A 22,139-nucleotide genomic window follows, 5' to 3' on the forward strand; every position below is an offset into this window, starting at 1 on the left:
TTTTATTCCTTGTAGAGAGTATATAAAAAACAATGAAGAATATGATTAGGAAAGGCAGAGATACAAGAGAAGAGTGAATATCTGTTAATGTGTATATTAAAAGATATGCCCATCCGCACCCAAGAATAGAAAAAAATAAATTTTTGAAATCCATATCATATCTCATTTTAAAGGGAGTTTAGATTATTCCAAATGAGCTTCATCATATTGACAAAATTAAATAGTTTTTACATCCACTGATATTATTTAACAGTAAAGATCAAGATTTGTCTATTTTTACTGAAAATAATACATCAATATTGAGTAATTTAAGCATTCATACCTATTAATAAACATGGCTCACTGATTTTTATCTATTTAACAACCATTTTTATAGATAACTCATCATGTTATTCAACGATGTGCCATAAAGCCGACGATTATCAAATCCATCATTTTACGTGATTCAGCGTAGTCTATTCGGTGGATTAACCACTATTTTACTAGGTGTTTTGACGTATAGAAAGAGGCTGCTCTCTATCAAGGCGTTAATTTCAAGAACACTCCTGTTGCTTTCAACCTAAAGATTTTATATTGATAAAAATCGTTTAACAAAGTTGTATCCACCTGATACGCGTTATATTTCAGGCCATATCAATACAAGTTGTGTTTAGTGACTCAAACCGATGAGTTGATGGGGGCTTTTGGGAAAACTTCACTGAACACCTACATGCAACTCGAATAATTTCGAGTATAGTTATAGAAGCGAAAAATTTAGAGCAGCGCGGGAATAGGGAAATAGTCAGTATGAAAAAATTCTTGATGGCAGTGCCGATTGCCATGATGTTGGTATCGACGACGGTATGGGCAGACTCTTTACAGGCTCAACGAGAGCGTTATCAAGCCATCAAACAAGCTTGGGATGCCAAGCAAATGGATGAAGTTGAACGTTTATTGCCGACATTACAAACGTATCCATTGTACCCTTATTTAGAATATCGAGAGTTAACGCAAGACCTCGATATTATTTCGCCGAGTCAAGTACAAGCATTTATTGACGCTCACCCGACATTACCTGTCGCAAAAACGTTAAAAAATCGCTTTGTGAATGAACTTGCTCGTCGCCAAGAATGGCAATCTTTGCTGGCATTCAGCCCTAAAGAGCCTATGCCTGCGGAGGCGAAATGTAACTATTTCTATGCTAATTGGGCTACAGGCAATAAAACGCTCGCTTGGCAAGGGGCGGAGAAATCTTGGCTTAATGGGCGTTCAATGCCTGCCGCTTGCGATAAATTGTTTAATGAGTGGGAAAAAGCCGGCCATTTAACACCGGAAATGATCCTTGAACGGATCCACCTTGCCATTGATGCAGGTAATACCTCAATGGCTACCTATTTAGCGAAGCGTCTGCCACCAAGTTATAGGACGATTGGTGATGCATTAGTGAAGCTGCAAAATGATCCTGCATCGGTTACCACTTTTGCTAAGACGATGACACCGACCGATTTTTCACGTCAAGCCACGATAGCTGCATTTAGCCGTTATGCGCGCCAATCGCCAGATCAGGCACGAGCCGCGTTAAAGGGGATCAGTAACGCGCAAAAAATGAATTTTGCCGAAACTCAAAAATTAAAAGATAGTGTTGCTTGGCAATATATGGGGGCGGTCACACCTGAGCAAGAAAACTGGCGCGATGAGGTGATCAGTGAAACTGATTCAACAGCCCTAAAAGAGCGCCGTATTCGCTTAGCACTTGGTGCTGGGGATAAAGCAGGAGTGGCAAAATGGCTGAAACAGCTTCCCGCTGATGCACGGCATAAAGATGAGTGGCAATATTGGCAGGCCATCACCTTAATGAATGAAGGCAAAAAAGCAGAAGGTGAAGCCATTCTACGCAAACTCATCGAGGGCAGAGGCTTCTACCCAATGGTGGCAGCACAAAAATTAAACACAGAATACCCTCTGTATATTAAAACGGCTGAAAAACCGGATAGTCAACAGCTAGATAAGTTAGCAGAAATCCAGCGTGTACGTGAATTAATGTATTGGGAAATGGACAATCTTGCTCGTACCGAATGGGTAAGTTTAGTCGCTTCACTACCACCAAATCAGCAAGAGCAGCTTGCCCGTTATGCGTTTGATAACAATTGGGCGGATTTAAGTGTGCAAGCAACTATCCAAGCGAAGTTGTGGAATCATTTAGAAGAACGTTTCCCATTAGCGTGGGAAAAAGAGTTTGAACACTACACAAAAGGTAAAACGATTTCTAAAAGTTATGCCATGGCGATTGCTCGTCAAGAGAGTGCATGGAACCCACAAGCCAAATCCCCTGTTGGGGCGACGGGGCTAATGCAGCTCATGCCAGCGACGGCGAAGCATACGGTACAGAAGCAAGGAATTGATGGTTATGTCAATACCAGCCAATTGGTGAACCCAGTTAAGAATATTGAAATCGGTACGGCTTACTTAGATGATGTTTATCAGCAGTTCTCTAATAACCGTATCCTATCAAGTGCGGCTTATAACGCTGGGCCATCAAGGGTCACGCGTTGGTTAGGTAATAGTAGCGGTCGTCTTGATGCTGTTGCCTTTGTCGAGAGTATTCCTTTTTCAGAAACACGAGGCTATGTGAAAAATGTGCTCTCTTATGACGTATTCTACCGTTACTTTATGGGACAACATGGGCCTGTATTGACCGATAACGAGTGGTTAATGAAGTATTAGTAGGTTTTACAGGTGATTTGCCAAATAGTGTGTTATCATTTGTACTAGTTAAATAGTATGGTTGGATAACATGACTGCAAATCACCTGAATGACCCAGCACTCACTACCGATGAGAACGATGATTGGCAACGCTTTGTTAAATTGCTACAGCTTGCGTTTGAGCAAGACTTACAACATCCCATATTACAATTGTTGCTGACTCCCGATGAACGAACGGCGCTTGCGACTCGAGTCAGAATTGTGCAAGAGTTGATGCGTGGTGAAATGAGCCAAAGGGAATTAAAAAATGAACTTGGGGTGGGTATCGCTACCATCACACGCGGCTCAAATAGTTTAAAATCGGCACCTCAGCCTGTAAAAGAGTGGTTAGAAGCGCAATTGCTAAAATAGCCACTGCACATTCGTTGAACACAGAGCACTCTATACACGTTACTCCATGACAGGGAGCCGAGTTGAGCATCAGTCCATACTGACTCAAGATGATGAGTTGTCAGTGTTAATTGTGTGATTTGTGTCATTAATATAGACAAATAGGGGCAAAGACTGCCCCTATTGTTATTTTTTCGTTATAATTAATCTTCTATCTGGTTTAGCTCTTTATAAATTTCATGCTTAATGGGAACCAGCGCCAGTATCAGTGCTTGTTGGTAGACACTGGTGCGTGTTAGTACCCCGTTAGTAAAAAAGCCGATGGCACCGCCTTGTTGTTTGATGTTATCGATGCCAGTTAAATCTGCCATTTCGTCACCAAGCTCACGCCCTTCACGGATACCCGCAAGGATTTTTTCTGGGATCATGATACTCGCTGAACGTGATTCACCACGGATCTGTTTATGTTCAATAACAATCCATGCAAAGGTCATATCTTCATCAATGCCAGCTTCAATCCCGACCCAAAAATCGGCCTCTGGGCGAACTTGCCTTGATGCCATTACACGTTGCCTTGCGCCTGTGCGGGTTTCATTATTACCGATAGGTTGCTGTGGAACGCTGCTATCAACGTTAATATCTTCTACTTGATAAGTGCCTGGCCCAAAAACAGCATCGAAAGCAAGATGAATCGCTTTAATTTTGGCAGGATTAGTCGTTGCAGCTATAACTTGGTACATTAATTATTTTCCTTTGAACACATATTTCGCAAAGTAATAACGGAACACATCTATGTTACAGGTTTATCTTGTTCGCCACGGTGAAACCGAATGGAACGTGGCACGTCGTATACAGGGCCAATCTGATAGCCCACTCACGGCCACTGGACGTCTGCAAGCAAGGCAAGTTGCCGAAAGGATGAAATCAGAAGGCATTACTCATATTATCACTAGTGATATGGGACGCACACGCGAAACTGCACAAATAATTGCGGATGTTTGCCGTTGTGAAATTATCATAGAACCTCGTCTTCGTGAATTAAATATGGGTGTTCTGGAACAGCGCGAAATAGAAAGCCTGACAGAGCAAGAAGAGCAGTGGCGTAAAAGCCTTATTGATGGCACAGAAGGCGGGCGTATTCCAAACGGTGAATCGATGGAAGAGCTGTATCAGCGCATGTATGCCGCTCTCAACAGTTGCCTCGATCTACCAAAAGGGAGTCGACCACTTTTAGTCAGCCACGGGATCGCATTGAGTACGTTAGTTAGCCGTATTTTAGGGGTTCCTGCTTATTCAGAACGCCGCTTGCGCTTACGTAATTGCTCAATTTCACGCGTGGATTACCAAAACAGCCCTTGGCTCGCAAATGGTTGGATCGTTGAAAGTACTGGTGAGGTTACCCACCTTACTCAGCCTGCGTTAGATGAACAGCAAGCGTAGTTGAGACCGTGTAAATTTGGAGTTCCAACAATGATAGATTCTAACTTATTCGAGTTGCAGCTAGGAGACTAACGGAGATAGTCGGGAACATAAATAATATGTGACTCGGCTAGCTAGGACAGTCCATGATGCCACAGCTTGGAAAGATAACGAGCCATTGAAACTCCAAATTATTAACGTTTTATCGGCACATAGTAATCAAAGGCCGCAACATGCGATTTCGGGTCATCATTTTTATGGTCTATATGACGTAACTCAACATTTTTGAGTTTATAGTGTTCGATATCATAGCCAGGTCGGCGCGTGATATTGAGCTTAGGCAGATAGACGCCATAAATCTGATATAAGAACTCTTGCATTGCTGCGCGCGTTGCTTCACCGCTAAAGCTAAACTTCACATATTCTCCAGCGGGAATAGTGAGATGGCTATATTCTGCATTGTTAAAACTTGCATCTTCAGGTTTTACTGCGGTGGTATAGAACACCGTCTGCTCATCTTCTTTATCGGCGTTATGAATCGCGTGGTGTAAGCCGAAGACCTCAGAGGCAATCGAGGTTGTATGTTCTAAATAGTAGTGCCAGAAAGTTTGGCGCATCTGTGAACAGGCGGTTGACCACTCTTCTAGCGCATAAGAACAGCTTTGCTCAAGCCCCACTAAAGGCTGCTCCTGCATCTCGACGAACTCATAATCTAAATGTTTATGTTCATCTAAAATAATAGGTGGACAAATACCCGTGGCACACCACTCATCGCTACGACGATAATAAGCAGGGGTGATGTTAAATTGTTTCTTAAACGCGCGGGTAAAAGTTTGCTGTGAGTCAAAGCGATATTGTAACGCGATATCAAGAATCGGACGGCTGGTTAGTCGTAAAGCTACAGCAGCGCGAGATAGCCGTCGAGCACGAATATAGGCGCCAATTGCTTGGTCAGTCACCTCTTTGAACATCCGTTGTAAATGCCATTTGGAGTAGCCAGCTTTTGCCGCAACATTATCGAGTGATAGAGGTTTATCTAGGTTATCATCGATCCAGCGAAGAAGGTCACGAATAATATTTGTTTGATCCATGTATATCCCTAGTCAATAAGACTTAAAAAACAGATATAGGTTATCAAGGAACGCCTATTCTATATCAAGTTACCTTTTTCGTTTATAGTAAAAGAGTTGTATTTACCATTTAGTTGTAAAGAAAATGATTAACTTCTTTTATACTTGTCATATTTCAGGCTGCCTTATGGTTAATAATGGCTGAAATGTCACTCGAATTGTTTAAAAAGTATATAACAAAGAGGCTAAGTCTTCTGGTTGAAAAGGAAATTTGTATGCATTTTTGCAAGTTGAAAAAGATCGTATTGGCATCACTGTTGTCTGCATTACCCTTTGCGACGTTTGCGGAAGAAATTGGCTCGGTAGATACCGTTTTTAAAGTATTTGGCCCTGACCATAAAATTGTTGTTGAAGCTTTTGATGATCCCGATGTTGAAAATGTGACCTGCTACTTAAGCCGTTCGAAGACGGGGGGGATTAAAGGTGGGCTTGGTTTAGCAGAAGATACTTCTGATGCGGCGATATCTTGCCAACAAGTTGGTCCGATTGAACTGAATGAACGGATCAAACGTTCACCGAAAAAACCGCACCTTGTTTTCCAAAAACGGACTTCATTAGTATTCAAAAAGTTGCAGGTAGTACGTTTTTATGATCCAAAACGCAATGCGCTTGTTTATTTGACTTATTCAGACAAGATGATTGATGGCTCACCGAAGAATGCATTAAGCGCTGTACCTATTATGCCATGGTAAGTCTTTAAGTGGGTCTACAGGTGCTCTTCCCGCATAAAATAACCCCCAATAATGGAATTATTGGGGGTTATTTATTCATCGGTCTTTATCGAACGATGGCGGGATTATTCGTCGAGATCACCACAAAAGCGATAACCCTCACCGTGGATTGTTGCGATGATTTCTGGGGTATCAGGCGTTGATTCGAAATGTTTACGAATACGACGGATAGTGACGTCGACCGTTCTATCATGAGGCTTAAGCTCACGGCCTGTCATTTTCTTCAACAAATCGGCGCGAGTTTGAATTTTGCCTGGGTTCTCACAAAAATGTAGCATAGCGCGGAATTCGCTACGAGGTAATTTATAGTGTTCGCCAGCAGGGCTGATCAGTGAGCGACTGTTGATGTCGAGTTCCCAACCATTAAATTTATAGCTTTCGACTAAACGGCGCTCTTCAGTGCCACCAGCTAAATTCATAGTACGAGATAGCAGGTTGCGTGCACGGATAGTCAGCTCGCGAGGGTTAAATGGCTTGGTGATATAATCATCCGCACCAATTTCTAGGCCAAGGATCTTATCCACCTCATTATCACGGCCTGTTAGGAACATCAGTGCAATACTTTCTTGCTCACGTAATTCACGCGCAAGGAGAAGGCCGTTTTTACCGGGTAGGTTAATATCCATGATAACGAGGTTGATGTCATGCTCGGACAGAACATTGTGCATCTCTTCGCCATCAGTGGCTTCGTGAACTACATAGCCTTCAGCCTCAAAGATACTTTTCAGCGTATTGCGTGTGACAATCTCATCTTCAACAATTAAAATGTGTGGGGTCTGCATATTTGCTACCTAAAGTTTTAAAATAAAATTGTGAACTCATAAGCCGCTTCCAAATTAGGTGGTTTTGATTTTATTTTACTGGAACGACGCGTCTATGGGTTATAAATATGTTTTCGAGTCAAGGTTATTTTGTCGCCTCTATCGTCATCAGATTCTAAATTGAATCAAAATTTAGGCACCTTCCCAACGTTGGGCTGTTAACAGCAATATAACAGCTAATACTGCATTTACCACCTAAAAAAATAACTTTTGTTGATACATATCAAAATCAATTGTAGCACGTTAACAAAATTTGTTAGGAAGAAAATCTTACCGATTCAATGGCTGTTTAACTATCAGATAAAGAGTAAAAGTTTTTTATTCTTTGTTTACTCAAACGATGCGTTTGGGTGAAAAATGGTCAACTATTCAAGCTAACGCTAAAAAAAAGTTTATGGATATTTTAATCTGACAATTGTTAATTTTTTGGTTTTTTAAATTAGCAAATTGTGAGGCCTATTCATTTGTGATTAAATTTTGTTGAGAAAATAGGATAATTTTTGATAGGTCACGCTTTGAATAACGGGCTTTTTTTGCAAATAAATTTGACATTTTTGGGCAATTGCTTTAACCGTATAGGGAGCAAGTAACGAATCAAGAGACAGACAGAAATCTATGCGTAACATCAGCCTGACTACGATTATTATTACCACCACCGTAACCACAGGAAACGGGGCGGGCTGACGCATCCAAAAAATAAAAAACGAAAAAGCCCGCATCCAATCAGATGTGGGCTTTTTTTTGGTGTTAAATCAGGAGAGAAATACCATGCGTGTGCTTAAATTTGGCGGTACTTCGGTTGCAAATGACGAACGAGTACTGAATGTTGCTGACATCGCTGAAAGTAAATTGGCCGATGGGCAAGTGGCGTTGGTGCTATCTGCACCAGCAAAAATCACTAACCATTTGGTCGCAATGATTGATAAAACGGTTGCAGGTCAGGATGTCATCACGCATGTGAATGATGCAGAAATGATTTTTGCGAACTTATTAAAAGGATTAAAAGAAAAACAACCCGGTTTTGATTACGATAGACTGAAAAAACTCACTGAACAAGAATTCGCACAGATCAAACAAGTACTGCATGGTATTACTCTTCTAGGCCAATGCCCTGATAGCATTAACGCCTCAATTATTTGCCGTGGTGAAAAACTCTCTATTGCCATTATGGAGTCTGTGCTAACAGCACGCGGGCACAAAGTCACGGTGATTAATCCTGTCGAAAATTTATTAGCCGTCGGTCATTATCTTGAGTCCACTGTTGATATTAATGAGTCAACTAAACGTATTAAGGAATTAAACATCCCTAAAGACCACTTTGTATTAATGGCAGGTTTTACTGCGGGGAATGATAAAGGCGAATTGGTCGTATTAGGGCGTAACGGCTCCGATTATTCCGCGGCAGTATTAGCGGCTTGTTTACGTGCTGAATGCTGCGAAATTTGGACCGATGTGGATGGGGTATATACTTGTGACCCACGTTTAGTGCCTGATGCACGCCTATTAAAAGGGATGTCCTATCAAGAGGCGATGGAGTTATCCTACTTTGGTGCAAAAGTACTGCACCCGCGTACCATAGCACCAATCGCACAATTCCAAATTCCTTGCCTTATCAAAAACACCACTAACCTCAGTGCTCCGGGTACATTGATCGGGGATGGACAAACAGATGACAGCACCCCTGTTAAAGGGATCACCAACCTGAATAACATGGCGATGATCAACGTTTCAGGCCCCGGCATGAAAGGAATGGTTGGTATGGCCGCACGTATCTTCTCTGTGATGTCACGTAAGGGGATCTCGGTTGTACTTATTACGCAGTCATCATCGGAATACAGCATTAGCTTCTGTGTGCCTCAAGGGGAATTAGTACGTGCACGTGCTGCCTTGGAAGAAGAATTCTATTTAGAATTAAAAGATGGCGTCTTAGACCCTCTTGATGTCATGGAGCAGTTAGCCATTATTTCGGTCGTTGGCGACGGCATGCGTACTCTAAAAGGGATTTCAGCGCGTTTCTTCTCGGCATTAACACGCGGTAATATCAATATCGTGGCGATTGCCCAAGGTTCGTCTGAACGTTCAATTTCGGCAGTCATTGCCAATGAAGCAGCAACCACGGCGGTTCGTTTATGCCATCAAATGCTATTCAATGCTGAGCAAGTCATTGAAGCCTTCATTATCGGTGTGGGTGGGGTAGGAAACGCACTGATTGAGCAAATCCATCGTCAACAGCAATGGCTGAAACAAAAGCATATCGATTTACGCGTTTGTGGGATCGCCAACTCACGAGCAATGTTGACGAATATGCAAGGCATCTCTCTTGATAATTGGAAAGAAGAGTTGGCGCAAGCGACCGAGCCATTTAGCCTGAGCCGCTTGATCAGATTGGAGCGTGAATATCACTTCCTCAATCCAGTGATCATCGATTGTACTTCTAACCAAGAAATTGCCCAGCAGTATGTCAGTTTCTTAAAAGACGGCTTTAACGTTGTGACACCTAACAAAAAAGCTAACACCTTATCAATGGAGTATTACCGCCAATTACGCTCCGCGTGTGAAGTATCAAAACGTAAGTTCCTTTATGACACTAACGTTGGTGCGGGTTTGCCTGTGATTGAAAACTTACAGAATCTCCTGAATGCGGGTGATGAGCTAGTTCACTTTAGCGGTATTCTTTCTGGATCACTCTCCTTTATTTTTGGCAAACTCGACGAAGGGATGTCTTTATCTGAAGCGACGGCTCTAGCTAAAGAGAAAGGGTTTACCGAGCCAGATCCTCGCGATGATTTGTCAGGCATGGATGTCGCACGTAAGCTGTTGATCCTCGCGCGTGAAGCCGGTTATGAATTAGAGCTAGAAGATATTGAAATCGAACCCGTATTACCTGCGGAGTTTGATAGCAGTGGCGATGTGACTGAATTTATGGCTCGCTTACCGCAACTTGATCAGCCGTTTGCAGAGCGTATAAAAGCAGCAGAAGCAGAAGAAAAAGTGTTACGCTATGTCGGATTGATAGAAGAAGGACGCTGCCAAGTGAAAATCGTTGCGGTTGATGGCAATGATCCGCTCTTCAAGGTCAAAAATGGCGAAAACGCATTGGCTTTCTATACGCGCTATTACCAGCCAATTCCTTTAGTACTCAGGGGCTATGGAGCAGGTAATGATGTTACCGCAGCCGGCGTATTTGCAGATATGTTGCGTACTCTATCATGGAAATTGGGAGTCTAATAAGTGATTAAAGTTTATGCGCCCGCTTCAATTGGTAATGTTAGTGTCGGGTTTGATGTCTTAGGCGCGGCGGTATCACCAGCAGATGGAACGCTGTTAGGGGATTGTGTCACTGTTGAAGCGGCTGAGAGCTTTTCTTTGACGAATAAAGGCCGCTTTGTCGCAAAATTACCGAAAAAAAATGAACATAATATTGTTTACCAATGTTGGGAACTGTTTTGCGAACGCTTTGGTAAACCGCTTAATGTTGCGATGACTCTCGAAAAAAACATGCCTATTGGTTCAGGGCTTGGCTCCAGTGCATGTTCTGTTGTTGCGGCACTGATGGCACTGAATGAGTTTGCCGGTCAGCCTTTTGATGAGACCACGTTATTAAGTATGATGGGGGAGCTAGAAGGGCGTATTTCAGGCAGTGTACATTACGATAATGTGGCTCCTTGTTACCTTGGTGGCTTACAACTGATTATTGAGCAAAACGGAATTATTTCTCAACCTGTTCCCGCTTTCGAGAATTGGTATTGGGTGATGGCGTATCCGGGGATCAAGGTTTCTACCGCGGAAGCGCGAGCTATTTTGCCAAATAGTTATCCGCGCCATGATATTGTTAATCATGGGCGTTATTTATCGGGCTTTATCCATGCTTGCCATACAGGCCAACCAAAGCTTGCTGCGACTATGATCCAAGATGTCGTAGCTGAACCTTATCGAACACAGCTACTTCCTGGGTTTGCCGAGGCGCGTAAGAATGCTTATGAAATTGGTGCACTTGCATGTGGTATTTCTGGTTCTGGGCCGACACTATTTGCCATTTGTGATGATAAACAAATCGCTGAAAAAATGGCCGATTATCTACAACAACATTATGTTCAAAATGATGAAGGCTTTGTGCATATCTGCCGTTTGGATCTCACAGGGGCAAGGACAATAGGGTAAACAATGAAACTGTATAACTTGAAAGATAATAGCGAGCAAGTGAGCTTCGCACAGGCAGTAAAACAGGGATTGGGCAAACAACAAGGTCTATTCTTCCCGCAAGATTTGCCAGAGTTTAGCGCTGCTGAAATTGATGAGCTACTAAAACTGGATTTTGTCACTCGTAGTAGCCGTATTTTAACGGCATTTATTGGTGATGAGATCCCTGAAGCTGAGCTGGCGGCTCGCGTCAAAGAAGCTTTTGCATTCCCTGCTCCTGTTACTCAAGTTGAGCAAGATGTAGCGACACTAGAGCTATACCATGGTCCAACACTCGCCTTTAAAGACTTTGGTGGCCGTTTTATGGCTCAAGCACTTGCCCAAGTTGCTGGTGACCAGCCTGTGACTATTTTAACTGCAACTTCTGGGGATACAGGTGCGGCGGTTGCACACGCATTTTACCGTTTAAATAATGTGCAAGTGGTTATTCTCTATCCAGAAGGTAAGATCAGCCCACTACAAGAAAAGCTCTTTTGTACCCTAGGTGAAAACATTCACACGGTTGCAATCAAAGATGACTTTGATGCCTGCCAAGCCTTGGTCAAACAATCTTTTGATGATGAGGCGCTGAAAAAAGCATTGCATTTAAACTCAGCGAACTCAATCAACATTAGCCGTTTGTTAGCACAAATTTGTTACTACTTTGAAGCGGTTGCTCAAATCCCTGCTGAGAAGCGTGAGCAACTCGTTATTTCTGTTCCAAGTGGTAATTTTGGTGATTTAACTGCGGGCTTACTTGCTAAATCGCTGGGCTTACCGATTAAACGCTTTATTGCTGCAACTAACGTCAATGATACGGTTCCTCGTTACCTTGAAGGTGGGGAGTGGAAACCACATCAAACCGTTGCGACTTTATCGAATGCGATGGATGTGAGCCAACCTAATAACTGGCCGCGTATTGAGGAGCTATTCCGTCGTAAAGGGTGGTCTCTGAAAGAGCTTGGTTATGGAGCGGTGACCGATGAGGTGACTAAAGAAACGGTGCGTGAGTTAGATAAAAAAGGGTATGTATCTGAGCCGCACGCAGCTGTCGCTTACCGTGTTTTACGCGATCAATTACAAGATGGTGAGTATGGTTTGTTCTTAGGAACGGCGCATCCTGCTAAGTTTAAAGAGAGTGTAGAGGCGATTTTGAATAAACAACTTCCTCTACCAGAAGCTTTAGCTGAGCGTGCTGAGCTACCTCTGCTATCACACTTTTTGCCGTCGGATTTTGCGAAGCTAAGGGCTTTCTTAATGGAACGTGCACCTAAATAGCGATTTCTGGATCCATGAAACGGAAGCGATATGCTTCCGTTTCTATTTATCGTAATGATAATAGTTCATTGATTCAAATATTGATGACACGATGAGATCACGAAAGTCGGTATAGTAGAGGACTAGTGCGTAGAGCGATTTGAACTTGCACCATCTAGGCCGTTTCTGCCACCATTTGGTCCACCAAGACCTCCTTTACCCCCTTTTCCTCCTTCTGGGCCTGCATCTCCACCGTTGCCGCCATTGCCACTTCCTGAACCATGACCGCCGTTACCACCGTTGCCACCATGACCCCCATTCCCCCCGTTTCCACCGTGACCATTTCCTGTACCATTACCGCCATTACCTCCGTTACCGTAGCCGTCACCATTACCGCCTCGGCCCCCGTTCCCGCCATTGATTCCGCCACTACCGCCATTACCACCATTACCGTTACTGCCGGGCTGTGCATGGCCCCCATCTCCTCCATTACCATTATTGAGTCCATTGCCCCCATTACCGCCGTTGGCACCATTACCTCCATTTCCACCATGATTCACATAAAAGATATTGTGCTCACTCGAAATCGCATGTGGTGGCGTTGTGCTGTGTAGTGGATTGTTGTAACTGAGTGAATGGCTTGATATTGCGGGAGTTAAGAAAAATAGCGTGCTGATAGTGAGAAGCCATTTTCGTTGCATAGTTTCCTCCGACCCCCCTCCATTTAGAAGGGGGGAATAATCATATAAGATTACGAGTTAATTACCGACCATTACCACCGTTGCCGCCATTGCCACCGTTACCACCATTGCCGCCGTTACCCCCGTTTCCGCCATGACCACCGTTACCACCATTGCCAAAGTATTGGCCCGATACTGAGGTCGGATCCATTAGCATATCAAGGAGTTGATATTGAGGAAGAGAAGCGAAAGATAATGCAGGGGTAAACAGAGAAGCGATAAGGATATGTTTTATTTTCATATAATATTCTCTTGGTTAAATGAATTAAACAAACTGCTATTTCAGTTTATTTGTTCATTTTTATTTATCAATAAAAGTGAGCTTTTAGAATGTGCTGTATTTAAAATATCCTGATTTATAAGAGGTTATTTATTTAAACGGTGAATTAATTTAATATATTCCTTCAAATAATATTAAATTAATTTATTGACTTGTGATCGGCAAAAAAAGAAGCTACGAGACAGTTAATCACTGTTTTTGTGTTGAGGGGGGAAGTTGGTATGGCGCTGCCACTTCATACTCGGAATACAAAGGAGCAGCGGATAAGCGCTTAAATGGCGTCTTCTAAGATAAGTTCAATGGTTTTTAGCTCTTCAGGTGTAAATTCGCGGTTTGCCATCATACCGAGAGCGTCATCAATTTGGCTAACTCGACTTGCACCAATGAGCACAGAGGTGATCCTATCATGGCGTAATACCCATGCTAGGGACATTTGGCTCAATTTTTGGCCTCTTTGCAAAGCAAGTTCATTCAGTTTTTTCACCCGAGCGAGTACCGCGGAGGTTAGCCTTTCTGGGGGAAGAGAAGGGTTGCTTGCCGCCCTTGAATCGGCAGGAATACCGTTTAAGTAACGGTCGGTAAGTATGCCACCTGCAAGCGGCGAATAAGCTATGGAGCCGACGCCTTCATCTTCAAGCACATCAAGTAATTCATCTTCTGGATCACGGACTAACATGGAATATCTAGGTTGATGGATTAGGCAAGGCGTACCTAATTGGTTAAGGATCTCAATCGCTTCTTTTGCAAGCTCGGCAGGATAGTTAGAGATCCCAACATACAGAGCTTTACCTTGGCGTACGATCAGATCAAGGGCGCCCATTGTTTCTTCAAGAGGAGTATCAGGATCTGGGCGATGGTGATAAAAAATATCAACATAATCTAGACCCATGCGTTTTAGGCTTTGATTAAGGCTGGCAATTAAATATTTTTTACTGCCCCAATCACCATAAGGGCCATCCCACATGGTAAAGCCAGCTTTTGATGAAATGATCATTTCATCTCGGTAAGGTAAAAAATCTTGTTGGAGTATTCGTCCAAATAGGCTTTCTGCTGCGCCCGGCGGAGGACCATAATTATTGGCGAGATCAAAGTGGGTGATCCCATGGTCAAAAGCATACCTTAACATGGCTCGGCAGTTATCCGGGGATTTGTTGTCACCAAAATTGTGCCAAAGACCTAAAGAGATTAGTGGGAGCCTTAACCCGCTGCGACCACATAGGCGATATTCCATATCCGTGTAACGATCAGTATTTGCAATATAAGGCATACTTCACCTCCAAATAGTTGGCAGAGACCTAAACGATACTGACACAAATGTCATTTTCGCTATGGTGAATCAATGCTAATTTTTAACCAAAATACAAATTTTTAGTAAATATGTGATGGAGGATAAAAAAGAGACAATATTGCCGAGTCGTGAGTCAGGTGATCACACTAGCGACCACCTTATTTAGGGGATTAATGTTGTTCAGGACGGGTAAAGACCAGCTCATTTCCTTTGGATTGGCTCTCATCGAATTGGTAACCTTCAAGGTTAAAATCAGCCAATTGATCTGTTTTGGTTAGCTTATTTTGAATAATAAAGCGGCTCATCAAACCACGTGCTTTTTTAGCATAGAAACTGATCACTTTATATTTGCCATTTTTTTCGTCAAGGAAGACCGGTTTTATGATGACACCATCTAATTTTTGGCTATTAACGGCTTTAAAATATTCATCTGAGGCAAGGTTGACTAATACATGATCGCCTTGATCTGCAAGCGCTTTGTTGAGCTTGTCGGTGATGATATTGCCCCAAAATTCATACAAATCTTTGCCTCGAGGGTTTTTTAGGCGCGTTCCCATTTCAAGGCGGTAAGGCTGCATTAAATCGAGAGGGCGTAATAAGCCATATAGCCCTGATAAGATACGCAAATGCTGCTGGGCAAACTCAAAGTCCTGTGCAGAAAATGTTTCAGCTTGCATACCTGTATACACATCCCCTTTAAATGCAAGAATAGCTTGGCGTGCATTTTCAGGCGTGAAATCCGCATGCCACTCACCAAAACGTGCAGCATTGAGGCCAGCCAGTTTATCGCTAATTTTCATTAAGCTTGAGATGTCTGCTGGAGATAGTTTGCGGCAAACCTCAATCAGTTGCTGTGACTCATTCAGTAATTCAGGCTGTGTGAAAGAGTGTGTTGCGAGCGGGCTTTCATAATCTAATGTTTTGGCAGGTGAGATTGTGATGAGCATAGCAAGATCCCTATAATAAAATGACGACGACCACTTTAACAAAAATTGCCATTAAATAGCTAATCGGTGAGATAAGTAAAAACAATTTTTCTATTTTGTCGTACTGTGATTATGCTTATTCGAAGCTAAAAGGATTCAGTTTTAATTTAAATTGCGAAAACGATTGCATATCAATTAGTTGCTATAGAATAGTTTTAGTCGCTTGCAGCAACTTAGATGCGTGATATTATCATTGTACGGTGCGGCGTTTGCCTCAATTCCTTTATAACAACGAGATTAAAGAAATGACCGATAAATTAACCTCCTTACGTAGTCTGACCACCGTTGTTGCTGATACTGGCGATATTGAAGCGATGAAGCTTTATAAACCACAAGATGCGACAACTAACCCATCTTTGATTCTAAATGCAGCACAAATTCCTGAATATCGTAAACTGATTGACGAAGCGGTCGAGTGGGCCCGTAAACAAAGCAGTCATCGTGAACAGCAGGTTGTTGATGCTTGTGACAAATTGGCAGTCAACATCGGTTTGGAAATTCTAAAACTGGTTCCAGGCCGTGTTTCAACGGAAGTTGACGCACGTCTGTCTTATGATGAAGAAGCGTGTATCGCTAAAGCGCGTCGTCTGATTAAGCTGTACAACGAAGCGGGTATCAGCAATGACCGTATTCTGATTAAGTTGGCTTCAACTTGGCAAGGCATCCGTGCAGCTGAGAAATTAGAAAAAGAAGGCATCAACTGTAACTTAACCCTACTTTTCTCTTTTGCGCAAGCTCGTGCATGTGCGGAAGCAGGTGTTTATCTGATTTCACCATTCGTTGGTCGTATTCTTGACTGGTACAAAGCGAATACCGATAAAAAAGAGTATGCACCGCAAGAAGATCCAGGTGTTATTTCTGTGACTGAGATCTATAACTACTACAAAACCCATGGTTACAAAACCGTCGTTATGGGCGCAAGTTTCCGCAATGTTGGTGAGATTTTGGAACTGGCGGGTTGTGATCGCCTAACGATTTCACCTGCACTGTTAAAAGAACTCTCTGAAGCGCAAGGCGAAGTTGTTCGTAAATTAACTGACTCTGGTAAGACAAAAGAGCCAGAAGCTAAACTGACTGAATCTCAGTTCTATTGGCAGCATAACCAAGATCCGATGGCAGTAGATAAACTGGCTGAAGGTATCCGCAAATTTGCTATTGACCAAGAAAAACTGGAAAAAATGATCGCAGAGCTACTGTAATTTCTGCCTTCACTTTTTATGAGAACCCAGTGTCTTCACTGGGTTTTTTGCATTTTGGATCAGTAAGTACCAAATACAAAAGAGCCTCTGATAAGCAACCTGAATATTATTTAACTAAATGAAATCATTGACGACGCGGCTAATGCTGAACGGCCTACATTTCTTCATGTATTTTCACTAAGCAATATCGCGATACTTAGCACTGAAACCTTATATTTCCCATGATATGATAACCTACGTATTAATGCGCGTGATTTGCTGGGTGTTGCCCGCAATGAGCACTTTTTATTGGTTATTTATTGAGGTTTGTATGGATGAATTGCGCATAGGTTTGGTTTCAGTTTCTGACCGTGCTTCAAGTGGTATTTATGAAGATAAAGGGCTCCCATCCTTAGAAGCATGGCTTGCGAAAGCGCTGACAACACCTTTTCGTATTGAAACTCGCCTGATCCCTGATGAGCAAATCATGATAGAACAAACATTATGTGAGCTAGTGGATGAGTTTGCCTGCCATTTAGTACTGACAACTGGTGGTACAGGCCCCGCACGTCGTGATGTCACGCCAGATGCAACATTAGCGATTGCCGATCGCGAGATGCCTGGTTTTGGTGAACAAATGCGTCAAATTAGTTTAAAATTTGTGCCAACGGCCATTCTTTCTCGCCAAGTGGGGGCGATACGCAATCAAGCATTAATCCTCAACTTACCGGGTCAACCTAAAGCCATTGCAGAAACACTGGAAGGGTTAAAGGATGCGGAAGGGAATGTCATCGTCTCTGGGATTTTTGCTAGTGTGCCTTACTGTATTCAACTGCTCGATGGGCCTTATGTCGAAACGGATCCGAGTGTTGTGAAGGCATTTAGGCCAAAGTCGGCGATCCGCTCTTAAATCATGATTATTAAGTCAGGTGAGGTTCACTCACCTGACTTGCTTACGACGACGATTAACAGCGCTGCCCTATTGGTAAAACAGTTTTGCCATATTGCTCATTCAACACTTCAGCCATTGCTAAGTAGAATGCACTTGCGCCACAAACAATCCCTTCAAAGCCTGCGATCGTTAAAATAGTGCTATTACCTGTTAAATTACCGATGGCTAACAATGCAAACAGTACGGTTAAGCTGCCAAAAACAAATTGCAAAACAAAATTGGCTTTTAATGTTCCAAGGAACATAAAGAAGGTGAAGACTCCCCAAATCAGTAAGTAAACCCCTAAAAATGCAGGTCCGGTTGGCTCTGCTAAGCCCTGCGTGGGCAAAAATAATAGGCCAACTAACGTTAACCAAAACATCCCGTATGAGCTAAAGGCTGTTGCGCCAAACGTATTTCCTTTCTTATATTCAATAAGTCCGGCTATCACCTGAGCAATACCACCATAAAAAATCCCCATGCTCAAAATCACTGATGAGAGAGGGAAAAAACCTGCATTATGGAGATTGAGCAGAATTGTAGTCATACCAAAGCCCAATAAACCAAGTGGACCCGGATTAGCAATAGAGCTGGATTGCATATAACCTCTGGTGAAAAATGATTAAAATTCAAAAAGATATAAAATTTTTTGCCAGCTTGTTTAGGTTGGCGGCGAATCATACGCAGTTTTTTTTGCTGAAACAATGATCGAAAGACAGGTTTTTTTGCAAAAAATATGAAATTTTTTTAAGTCATCCCCTTGATGAATGAATTTACGACCCCATCTTTAAAGCATCACTCGTTATCAGTCGAATAATTGTGTAAAGCAAAAAAATTGAGCCTCGGAGTAAAAACTCCCTTGAAAATGAAATATTGAGCCTCATATAGATTGGTAATGAAATTGAACAAAAAAGAATTCCTTTGGAGGCGTTTTAGATGGGTAAAATTATTGGTATCGACTTGGGTACAACTAACTCATGCGTTGCAATTATGGATGGCACAGCTGCTCGTGTTCTTGAGAACAGCGAGGGTGATCGTACTACTCCTTCCATCATTGCGTACACACAAGACGGTGAAATTTTGGTCGGTCAGCCAGCAAAACGTCAGGCAGTGACTAACCCTGAAAATACATTATTTGCGATCAAACGTCTGATCGGCCGTCGTTTCCAAGACGAAGAAGTTCAGCGCGACGTGGCTATTATGCCATACAAAATTATTGCGGCAGATAACGGCGATGCTTGGTTAGATGTAAAAGGCCAAAAAATGGCTCCACCACAAGTTTCGGCTGAAGTTCTGAAAAAAATGAAAAAAACAGCAGAAGATTACTTGGGTGAGCCAGTAACAGAAGCTGTTATTACTGTTCCTGCATACTTTAACGATGCTCAGCGTCAAGCGACAAAAGATGCTGGCCGTATTGCTGGTCTTGATGTTAAGCGTATCATCAACGAACCAACAGCCGCAGCATTGGCTTATGGCTTAGATAAAGAAGTGGGTAACCGTACTATCGCAGTTTATGACTTAGGTGGTGGTACATTTGACCTATCAATCATCGAAATTGATGAAGTTGATGGTGAAAAAACATATGAAGTGCTGGCAACCAATGGTGATACTCACTTAGGTGGTGAAGACTTCGATAACCGTTTGATCAACTACTTAGTTGAAGAATTCAAAAAAGACCAAGGTGTTGACCTACGTAATGACCCGCTGGCAATGCAACGTCTGAAAGAAGCGGCTGAGAAAGCGAAAATCGAACTTTCTTCTGCACAGCAAACAGATGTTAACCTGCCGTACATTACAGCAGATGCGACAGGTCCTAAACACATGAACATCAAAGTGACTCGTGCGAAATTAGAGTCACTGGTAGAAGATTTAGTTAAACGTACCATGGAGCCTGTTAAGGTTGCGCTACAAGACGCTGGCCTAAGCGTAAATGACATCAACGATGTTATTTTGGTTGGTGGTCAAATCCGTATGCCTTTGGTACAAAAAGCAGTTGCTGATTTCTTTGGGAAAGAACCACGTAAAGACGTGAACCCAGATGAAGCCGTTGCAATAGGTGCAGCAGTTCAAGGTGGTGTGTTAGCGGGTGATGTTAAAGACGTGCTGTTACTTGACGTAACGCCACTGTCTTTAGGTATCGAAACAATGGGTGGCGTGATGACTCCGTTAATTCCGAAGAACACCACTATCCCAACGAAACATAGCCAAGTGTTCTCAACAGCAGAAGACAACCAAGCTGCAGTAACAATCCATGTTCTGCAAGGTGAACGTAAGCGTTCCAGTGATAATAAATCACTGGGTCAGTTTAACTTAGATGGTATTCAACCAGCACCGCGTGGTATGCCACAAATCGAAGTTACGTTTGATATCGATGCTGATGGTATCTTGCATGTATCAGCGAAAGATAAAAACAGTGGTCGTGAGCAAAACATTACCATTAAGGCTTCTTCCGGTCTGAACGACGAGGAAATCGAAAAAATGGTACGTGACGCGGAAGCGAACGCTGAAGCAGACCGTAAATTTGAAGAGTTAGTTCAGGTTCGTAACCAAGCTGACCAACTGATCCACGGTACGCGTAAGCAAATTGAAGAAGCAGGCGATAAACTGCCAGCAGAAGATAAAGCGAATATCGAAAAAGCAACATCTGAGCTAGAAGTAGCAATCAAAGGCGAAGATAAAGCAGATATCGAAGCGAAGATCCAAGCTTTAGTAACTGCTTCAGCTAAACTTCTGGAAATTGCACAACAACAAGCTCAAGCTGGCTCAGCAAATGCTGGCGCAGGCGCAGAAGCGAAGAAAGATGACGATGTTGTTGATGCTGAGTTCGAAGAAGTTAACGATAAAGACAAAAAATAATGCCCTTAGCGGGCGCAGTGACCTTGCTAATGGTTATTAATGGTTACTGATACCGAACACGGGCGTCGAGGAAACTCCACGCCCGTGTCGGCATGTTAAGGGTAAAATAAATGGCGAAAAGAGATTTTTATGAGGTCTTAGGCCTCGAAAAAAATGCTTCAGATAAAGACATCAAACGCGCATATAAGCGTTTAGCAATGAAGTATCATCCTGACCGTAATCAGGATAAAAAAGATGAAGCAGAAGCTCAATTTAAAGAGATAAAAGAAGCTTACGAAGTCCTGTCCGATGAGCAGAAGCGCGCAGCTTACGACCAGTATGGCCATGCTGCCTTTGAGCAAGGTGGCATGGGCGGCGGCGGTTTTGGCGGCGGTGCTGATTTTAGCGATATCTTTGGTGACGTCTTCGGTGATATTTTTGGAGGCGGCCGCAGACAGCAGCGCCCAAGCCGTGGTTCTGATTTACAGTACAACATGGAGCTGACCCTTGAAGAGGCTGTCCGTGGAGTGACCAAAGAGATCCGTATCCCAGCTTTGGAAACCTGTGATGTCTGCCATGGTAATGGTGCTAAACCGGGAACCAGCGTAGATACTTGCCCAACATGTCATGGTATGGGTCAGGTACACATGCGTCAGGGCTTCTTCTCTGTACAGCAACCTTGTCCAACGTGTCATGGCCGAGGCAAAATTATTAAAGATCCATGCAACAAGTGTCATGGTCATGGCCGCGTTGAACGCTATAAGACCCTATCAGTGAAAATCCCAGCAGGGGTAGATACTGGCGACCGTGTTCGTTTATCCGGTGAAGGTGAAGCTGGGGAAAATGGGGCACCAGCAGGGGATCTGTTTGTTCAAGTTCGTGTGTTACCACACAGTATTTTTGAACGTGATGGCAACAACTTACATTGCGAAGTTCCGATTAACTTTGCGGTTGCGGCATTAGGTGGTGAAATAGAAGTCCCGACCCTTGATGGTCGCGTCAAACTGAAAATCCCAGCAGAGACCCAAACCGGTAAAATTTTCCGCATGAAAGGCAAAGGCGTGAAATCTGTCCGTGGTGGTATGCAGGGTGATCTCATGTGCCATATTGTCGTTGAAACACCAGTTAAATTGAATGAGAAGCAAAAAGAGCTACTCAAAGAGTTTGGTGAATCACTCGGTGGTACGAGTGGCGAAAAGAATAGCCCACGCTCAAAAAGCTTTTTAGACGGCGTGAAGAAATTCTTTGATGACCTAACTAACAAATAATAAATTAAATGGCCCGCTTAGTT

At 43.0% G+C, this 22,139-nt stretch carries 20 protein-coding genes and 1 other annotated feature; of the genes, 12 read left to right on the forward strand and 8 right to left on the reverse strand.

The features are described from left to right. Positions 1-786 precede the first annotated feature (786 nt). Both sltY and trpR read left to right on the forward strand, forming a co-directional pair. The gene (gene sltY, locus PSF11_RS07085) at positions 787-2,703 is read left to right on the forward strand and encodes a murein transglycosylase (protein WP_036941904.1); all 1,917 of its coding nucleotides are present in this window, start codon (positions 787-789) and stop codon (positions 2,701-2,703) included. 70 nt (positions 2,704-2,773) lie between these two features. After that, the gene (gene trpR / locus PSF11_RS07090) at positions 2,774-3,094 is read left to right on the forward strand and encodes a trp operon repressor (RefSeq protein ID WP_004926695.1); all 321 of its coding nucleotides are present in this window, start codon (positions 2,774-2,776) and stop codon (positions 3,092-3,094) included. Positions 3,095-3,276: 182 nt separating this feature from the next. On the opposite strand, the gene yjjX is transcribed toward trpR, so the two are convergent. Further along, the gene (gene yjjX, locus PSF11_RS07095) at positions 3,277-3,813 is read right to left on the reverse strand and encodes an inosine/xanthosine triphosphatase (RefSeq protein WP_004926699.1); all 537 of its coding nucleotides are present in this window, start codon (positions 3,811-3,813) and stop codon (positions 3,277-3,279) included. A 52-nt stretch (positions 3,814-3,865) separates the two neighbouring features. Here yjjX and gpmB point away from each other — a divergent pair, with 52 nt between their 5' ends. Continuing rightward, positions 3,866-4,513 (forward strand): 2,3-diphosphoglycerate-dependent phosphoglycerate mutase GpmB, encoded by a 648-nt coding sequence (gene gpmB, locus PSF11_RS07100; protein ID WP_004926704.1) that lies wholly within the window; start codon positions 3,866-3,868, stop codon positions 4,511-4,513. A gap of 173 nt (positions 4,514-4,686) precedes the next feature. Here the strand turns inward: gpmB and robA are convergent, their stop codons facing one another. Beyond that, entirely contained in the window at positions 4,687-5,583 is an 897-nt protein-coding gene (robA, locus tag PSF11_RS07105) for an MDR efflux pump AcrAB transcriptional activator RobA (protein ID WP_004926707.1), read from the reverse strand. A 254-nt stretch (positions 5,584-5,837) separates the two neighbouring features. Here robA and creA point away from each other — a divergent pair, with 254 nt between their 5' ends. Then, positions 5,838-6,314: a protein CreA gene (gene creA, locus PSF11_RS07110; protein ID WP_105874156.1), complete on the forward strand. Its 477-nt coding sequence runs from the start codon at positions 5,838-5,840 to the stop codon at positions 6,312-6,314. Positions 6,315-6,418: 104 nt separating this feature from the next. Here the strand turns inward: creA and arcA are convergent, their stop codons facing one another. Beyond that, positions 6,419-7,135: a two-component system response regulator ArcA gene (arcA, locus tag PSF11_RS07115; protein WP_004926714.1), complete on the reverse strand. Its 717-nt coding sequence runs from the start codon at positions 7,133-7,135 to the stop codon at positions 6,419-6,421. 654 nt (positions 7,136-7,789) lie between these two features. Between arcA and thrL the strand changes: the two genes are divergently transcribed. The 4 genes from thrL (at position 7,790) to thrC (ending at position 12,631) form a co-directional block, all read left to right on the forward strand. Next, entirely contained in the window at positions 7,790-7,858 is a 69-nt protein-coding gene (thrL, locus tag PSF11_RS21285) for a thr operon leader peptide (RefSeq protein WP_071599685.1), read from the forward strand. Continuing rightward, positions 7,797-7,918: a sequence feature (Thr leader region), on the forward strand. Its footprint overlaps the gene before it by 62 nt. A 24-nt stretch (positions 7,919-7,942) precedes the next feature. Further along, positions 7,943-10,402 (forward strand): bifunctional aspartate kinase/homoserine dehydrogenase I, encoded by a 2,460-nt coding sequence (gene thrA, locus PSF11_RS07120; protein ID WP_014656818.1) that lies wholly within the window; start codon positions 7,943-7,945, stop codon positions 10,400-10,402. Positions 10,403-10,405: 3 nt separating this feature from the next. Then, on the forward strand, positions 10,406-11,335 hold the full coding sequence (thrB, locus tag PSF11_RS07125; protein ID WP_004926720.1) for a homoserine kinase: 930 nt from the start codon (positions 10,406-10,408) through the stop codon (positions 11,333-11,335). Between the two features lie 3 nt (positions 11,336-11,338). Beyond that, entirely contained in the window at positions 11,339-12,631 is a 1,293-nt protein-coding gene (gene thrC / locus PSF11_RS07130; protein ID WP_004926722.1) for a threonine synthase, read from the forward strand. Between the two features lie 122 nt (positions 12,632-12,753). On the opposite strand, the gene PSF11_RS07135 is transcribed toward thrC, so the two are convergent. From PSF11_RS07135 to yaaA, 4 genes are all read right to left on the reverse strand, one after another. Then, on the reverse strand, positions 12,754-13,311 hold the full coding sequence (locus tag PSF11_RS07135) for a hypothetical protein (RefSeq protein ID WP_004926724.1): 558 nt from the start codon (positions 13,309-13,311) through the stop codon (positions 12,754-12,756). Positions 13,312-13,372: 61 nt separating this feature from the next. Next, positions 13,373-13,591 carry a hypothetical protein gene (locus PSF11_RS07140; protein ID WP_004926727.1) on the reverse strand — a complete coding sequence of 73 codons (219 nt, stop codon included), beginning with the start codon at positions 13,589-13,591 and terminating at the stop codon, positions 13,373-13,375. Positions 13,592-13,901: 310 nt separating this feature from the next. Beyond that, positions 13,902-14,897, reverse strand: coding sequence for an aldo/keto reductase (locus PSF11_RS07145; protein WP_004926737.1), 996 nt, complete (start codon positions 14,895-14,897; stop codon positions 13,902-13,904). 191 nt (positions 14,898-15,088) lie between these two features. After that, positions 15,089-15,865 (reverse strand): peroxide stress protein YaaA, encoded by a 777-nt coding sequence (gene yaaA / locus PSF11_RS07150; RefSeq protein ID WP_004926740.1) that lies wholly within the window; start codon positions 15,863-15,865, stop codon positions 15,089-15,091. Positions 15,866-16,149: 284 nt separating this feature from the next. On the opposite strand from yaaA, the gene tal reads away from it, so the two are divergent. Both tal and mog read left to right on the forward strand, forming a co-directional pair. After that, positions 16,150-17,103, forward strand: a complete 954-nt coding sequence (gene tal / locus PSF11_RS07155; RefSeq protein ID WP_014656817.1) for a transaldolase — start codon at positions 16,150-16,152, stop codon at positions 17,101-17,103. 310 nt (positions 17,104-17,413) lie between these two features. After that, a complete protein-coding gene (mog, locus tag PSF11_RS07160; RefSeq protein WP_004926746.1) occupies positions 17,414-17,992 on the forward strand; it encodes a molybdopterin adenylyltransferase in 579 nt (192 codons plus the stop codon). A gap of 55 nt (positions 17,993-18,047) precedes the next feature. On the opposite strand, the gene satP is transcribed toward mog, so the two are convergent. Then, positions 18,048-18,614, reverse strand: coding sequence for an acetate uptake transporter (satP, locus tag PSF11_RS07165; protein ID WP_072502534.1), 567 nt, complete (start codon positions 18,612-18,614; stop codon positions 18,048-18,050). Between the two features lie 335 nt (positions 18,615-18,949). Here satP and dnaK point away from each other — a divergent pair, with 335 nt between their 5' ends. Together dnaK and dnaJ are read left to right on the forward strand one after the other, a co-directional pair. After that, a complete protein-coding gene (dnaK, locus tag PSF11_RS07170) occupies positions 18,950-20,869 on the forward strand; it encodes a molecular chaperone DnaK (RefSeq protein WP_072502533.1) in 1,920 nt (639 codons plus the stop codon). Between the two features lie 110 nt (positions 20,870-20,979). After that, complete coding sequence (dnaJ, locus tag PSF11_RS07175; RefSeq protein WP_004926754.1) at positions 20,980-22,116, forward strand: molecular chaperone DnaJ; 1,137 nt, start codon at positions 20,980-20,982, stop codon at positions 22,114-22,116. Positions 22,117-22,139 lie beyond the last annotated feature (23 nt).

Source organism: Providencia sp. PROV119 (genome assembly GCF_028482435.1).
GTDB lineage: Bacteria > Pseudomonadota > Gammaproteobacteria > Enterobacterales > Enterobacteriaceae > Providencia > Providencia stuartii.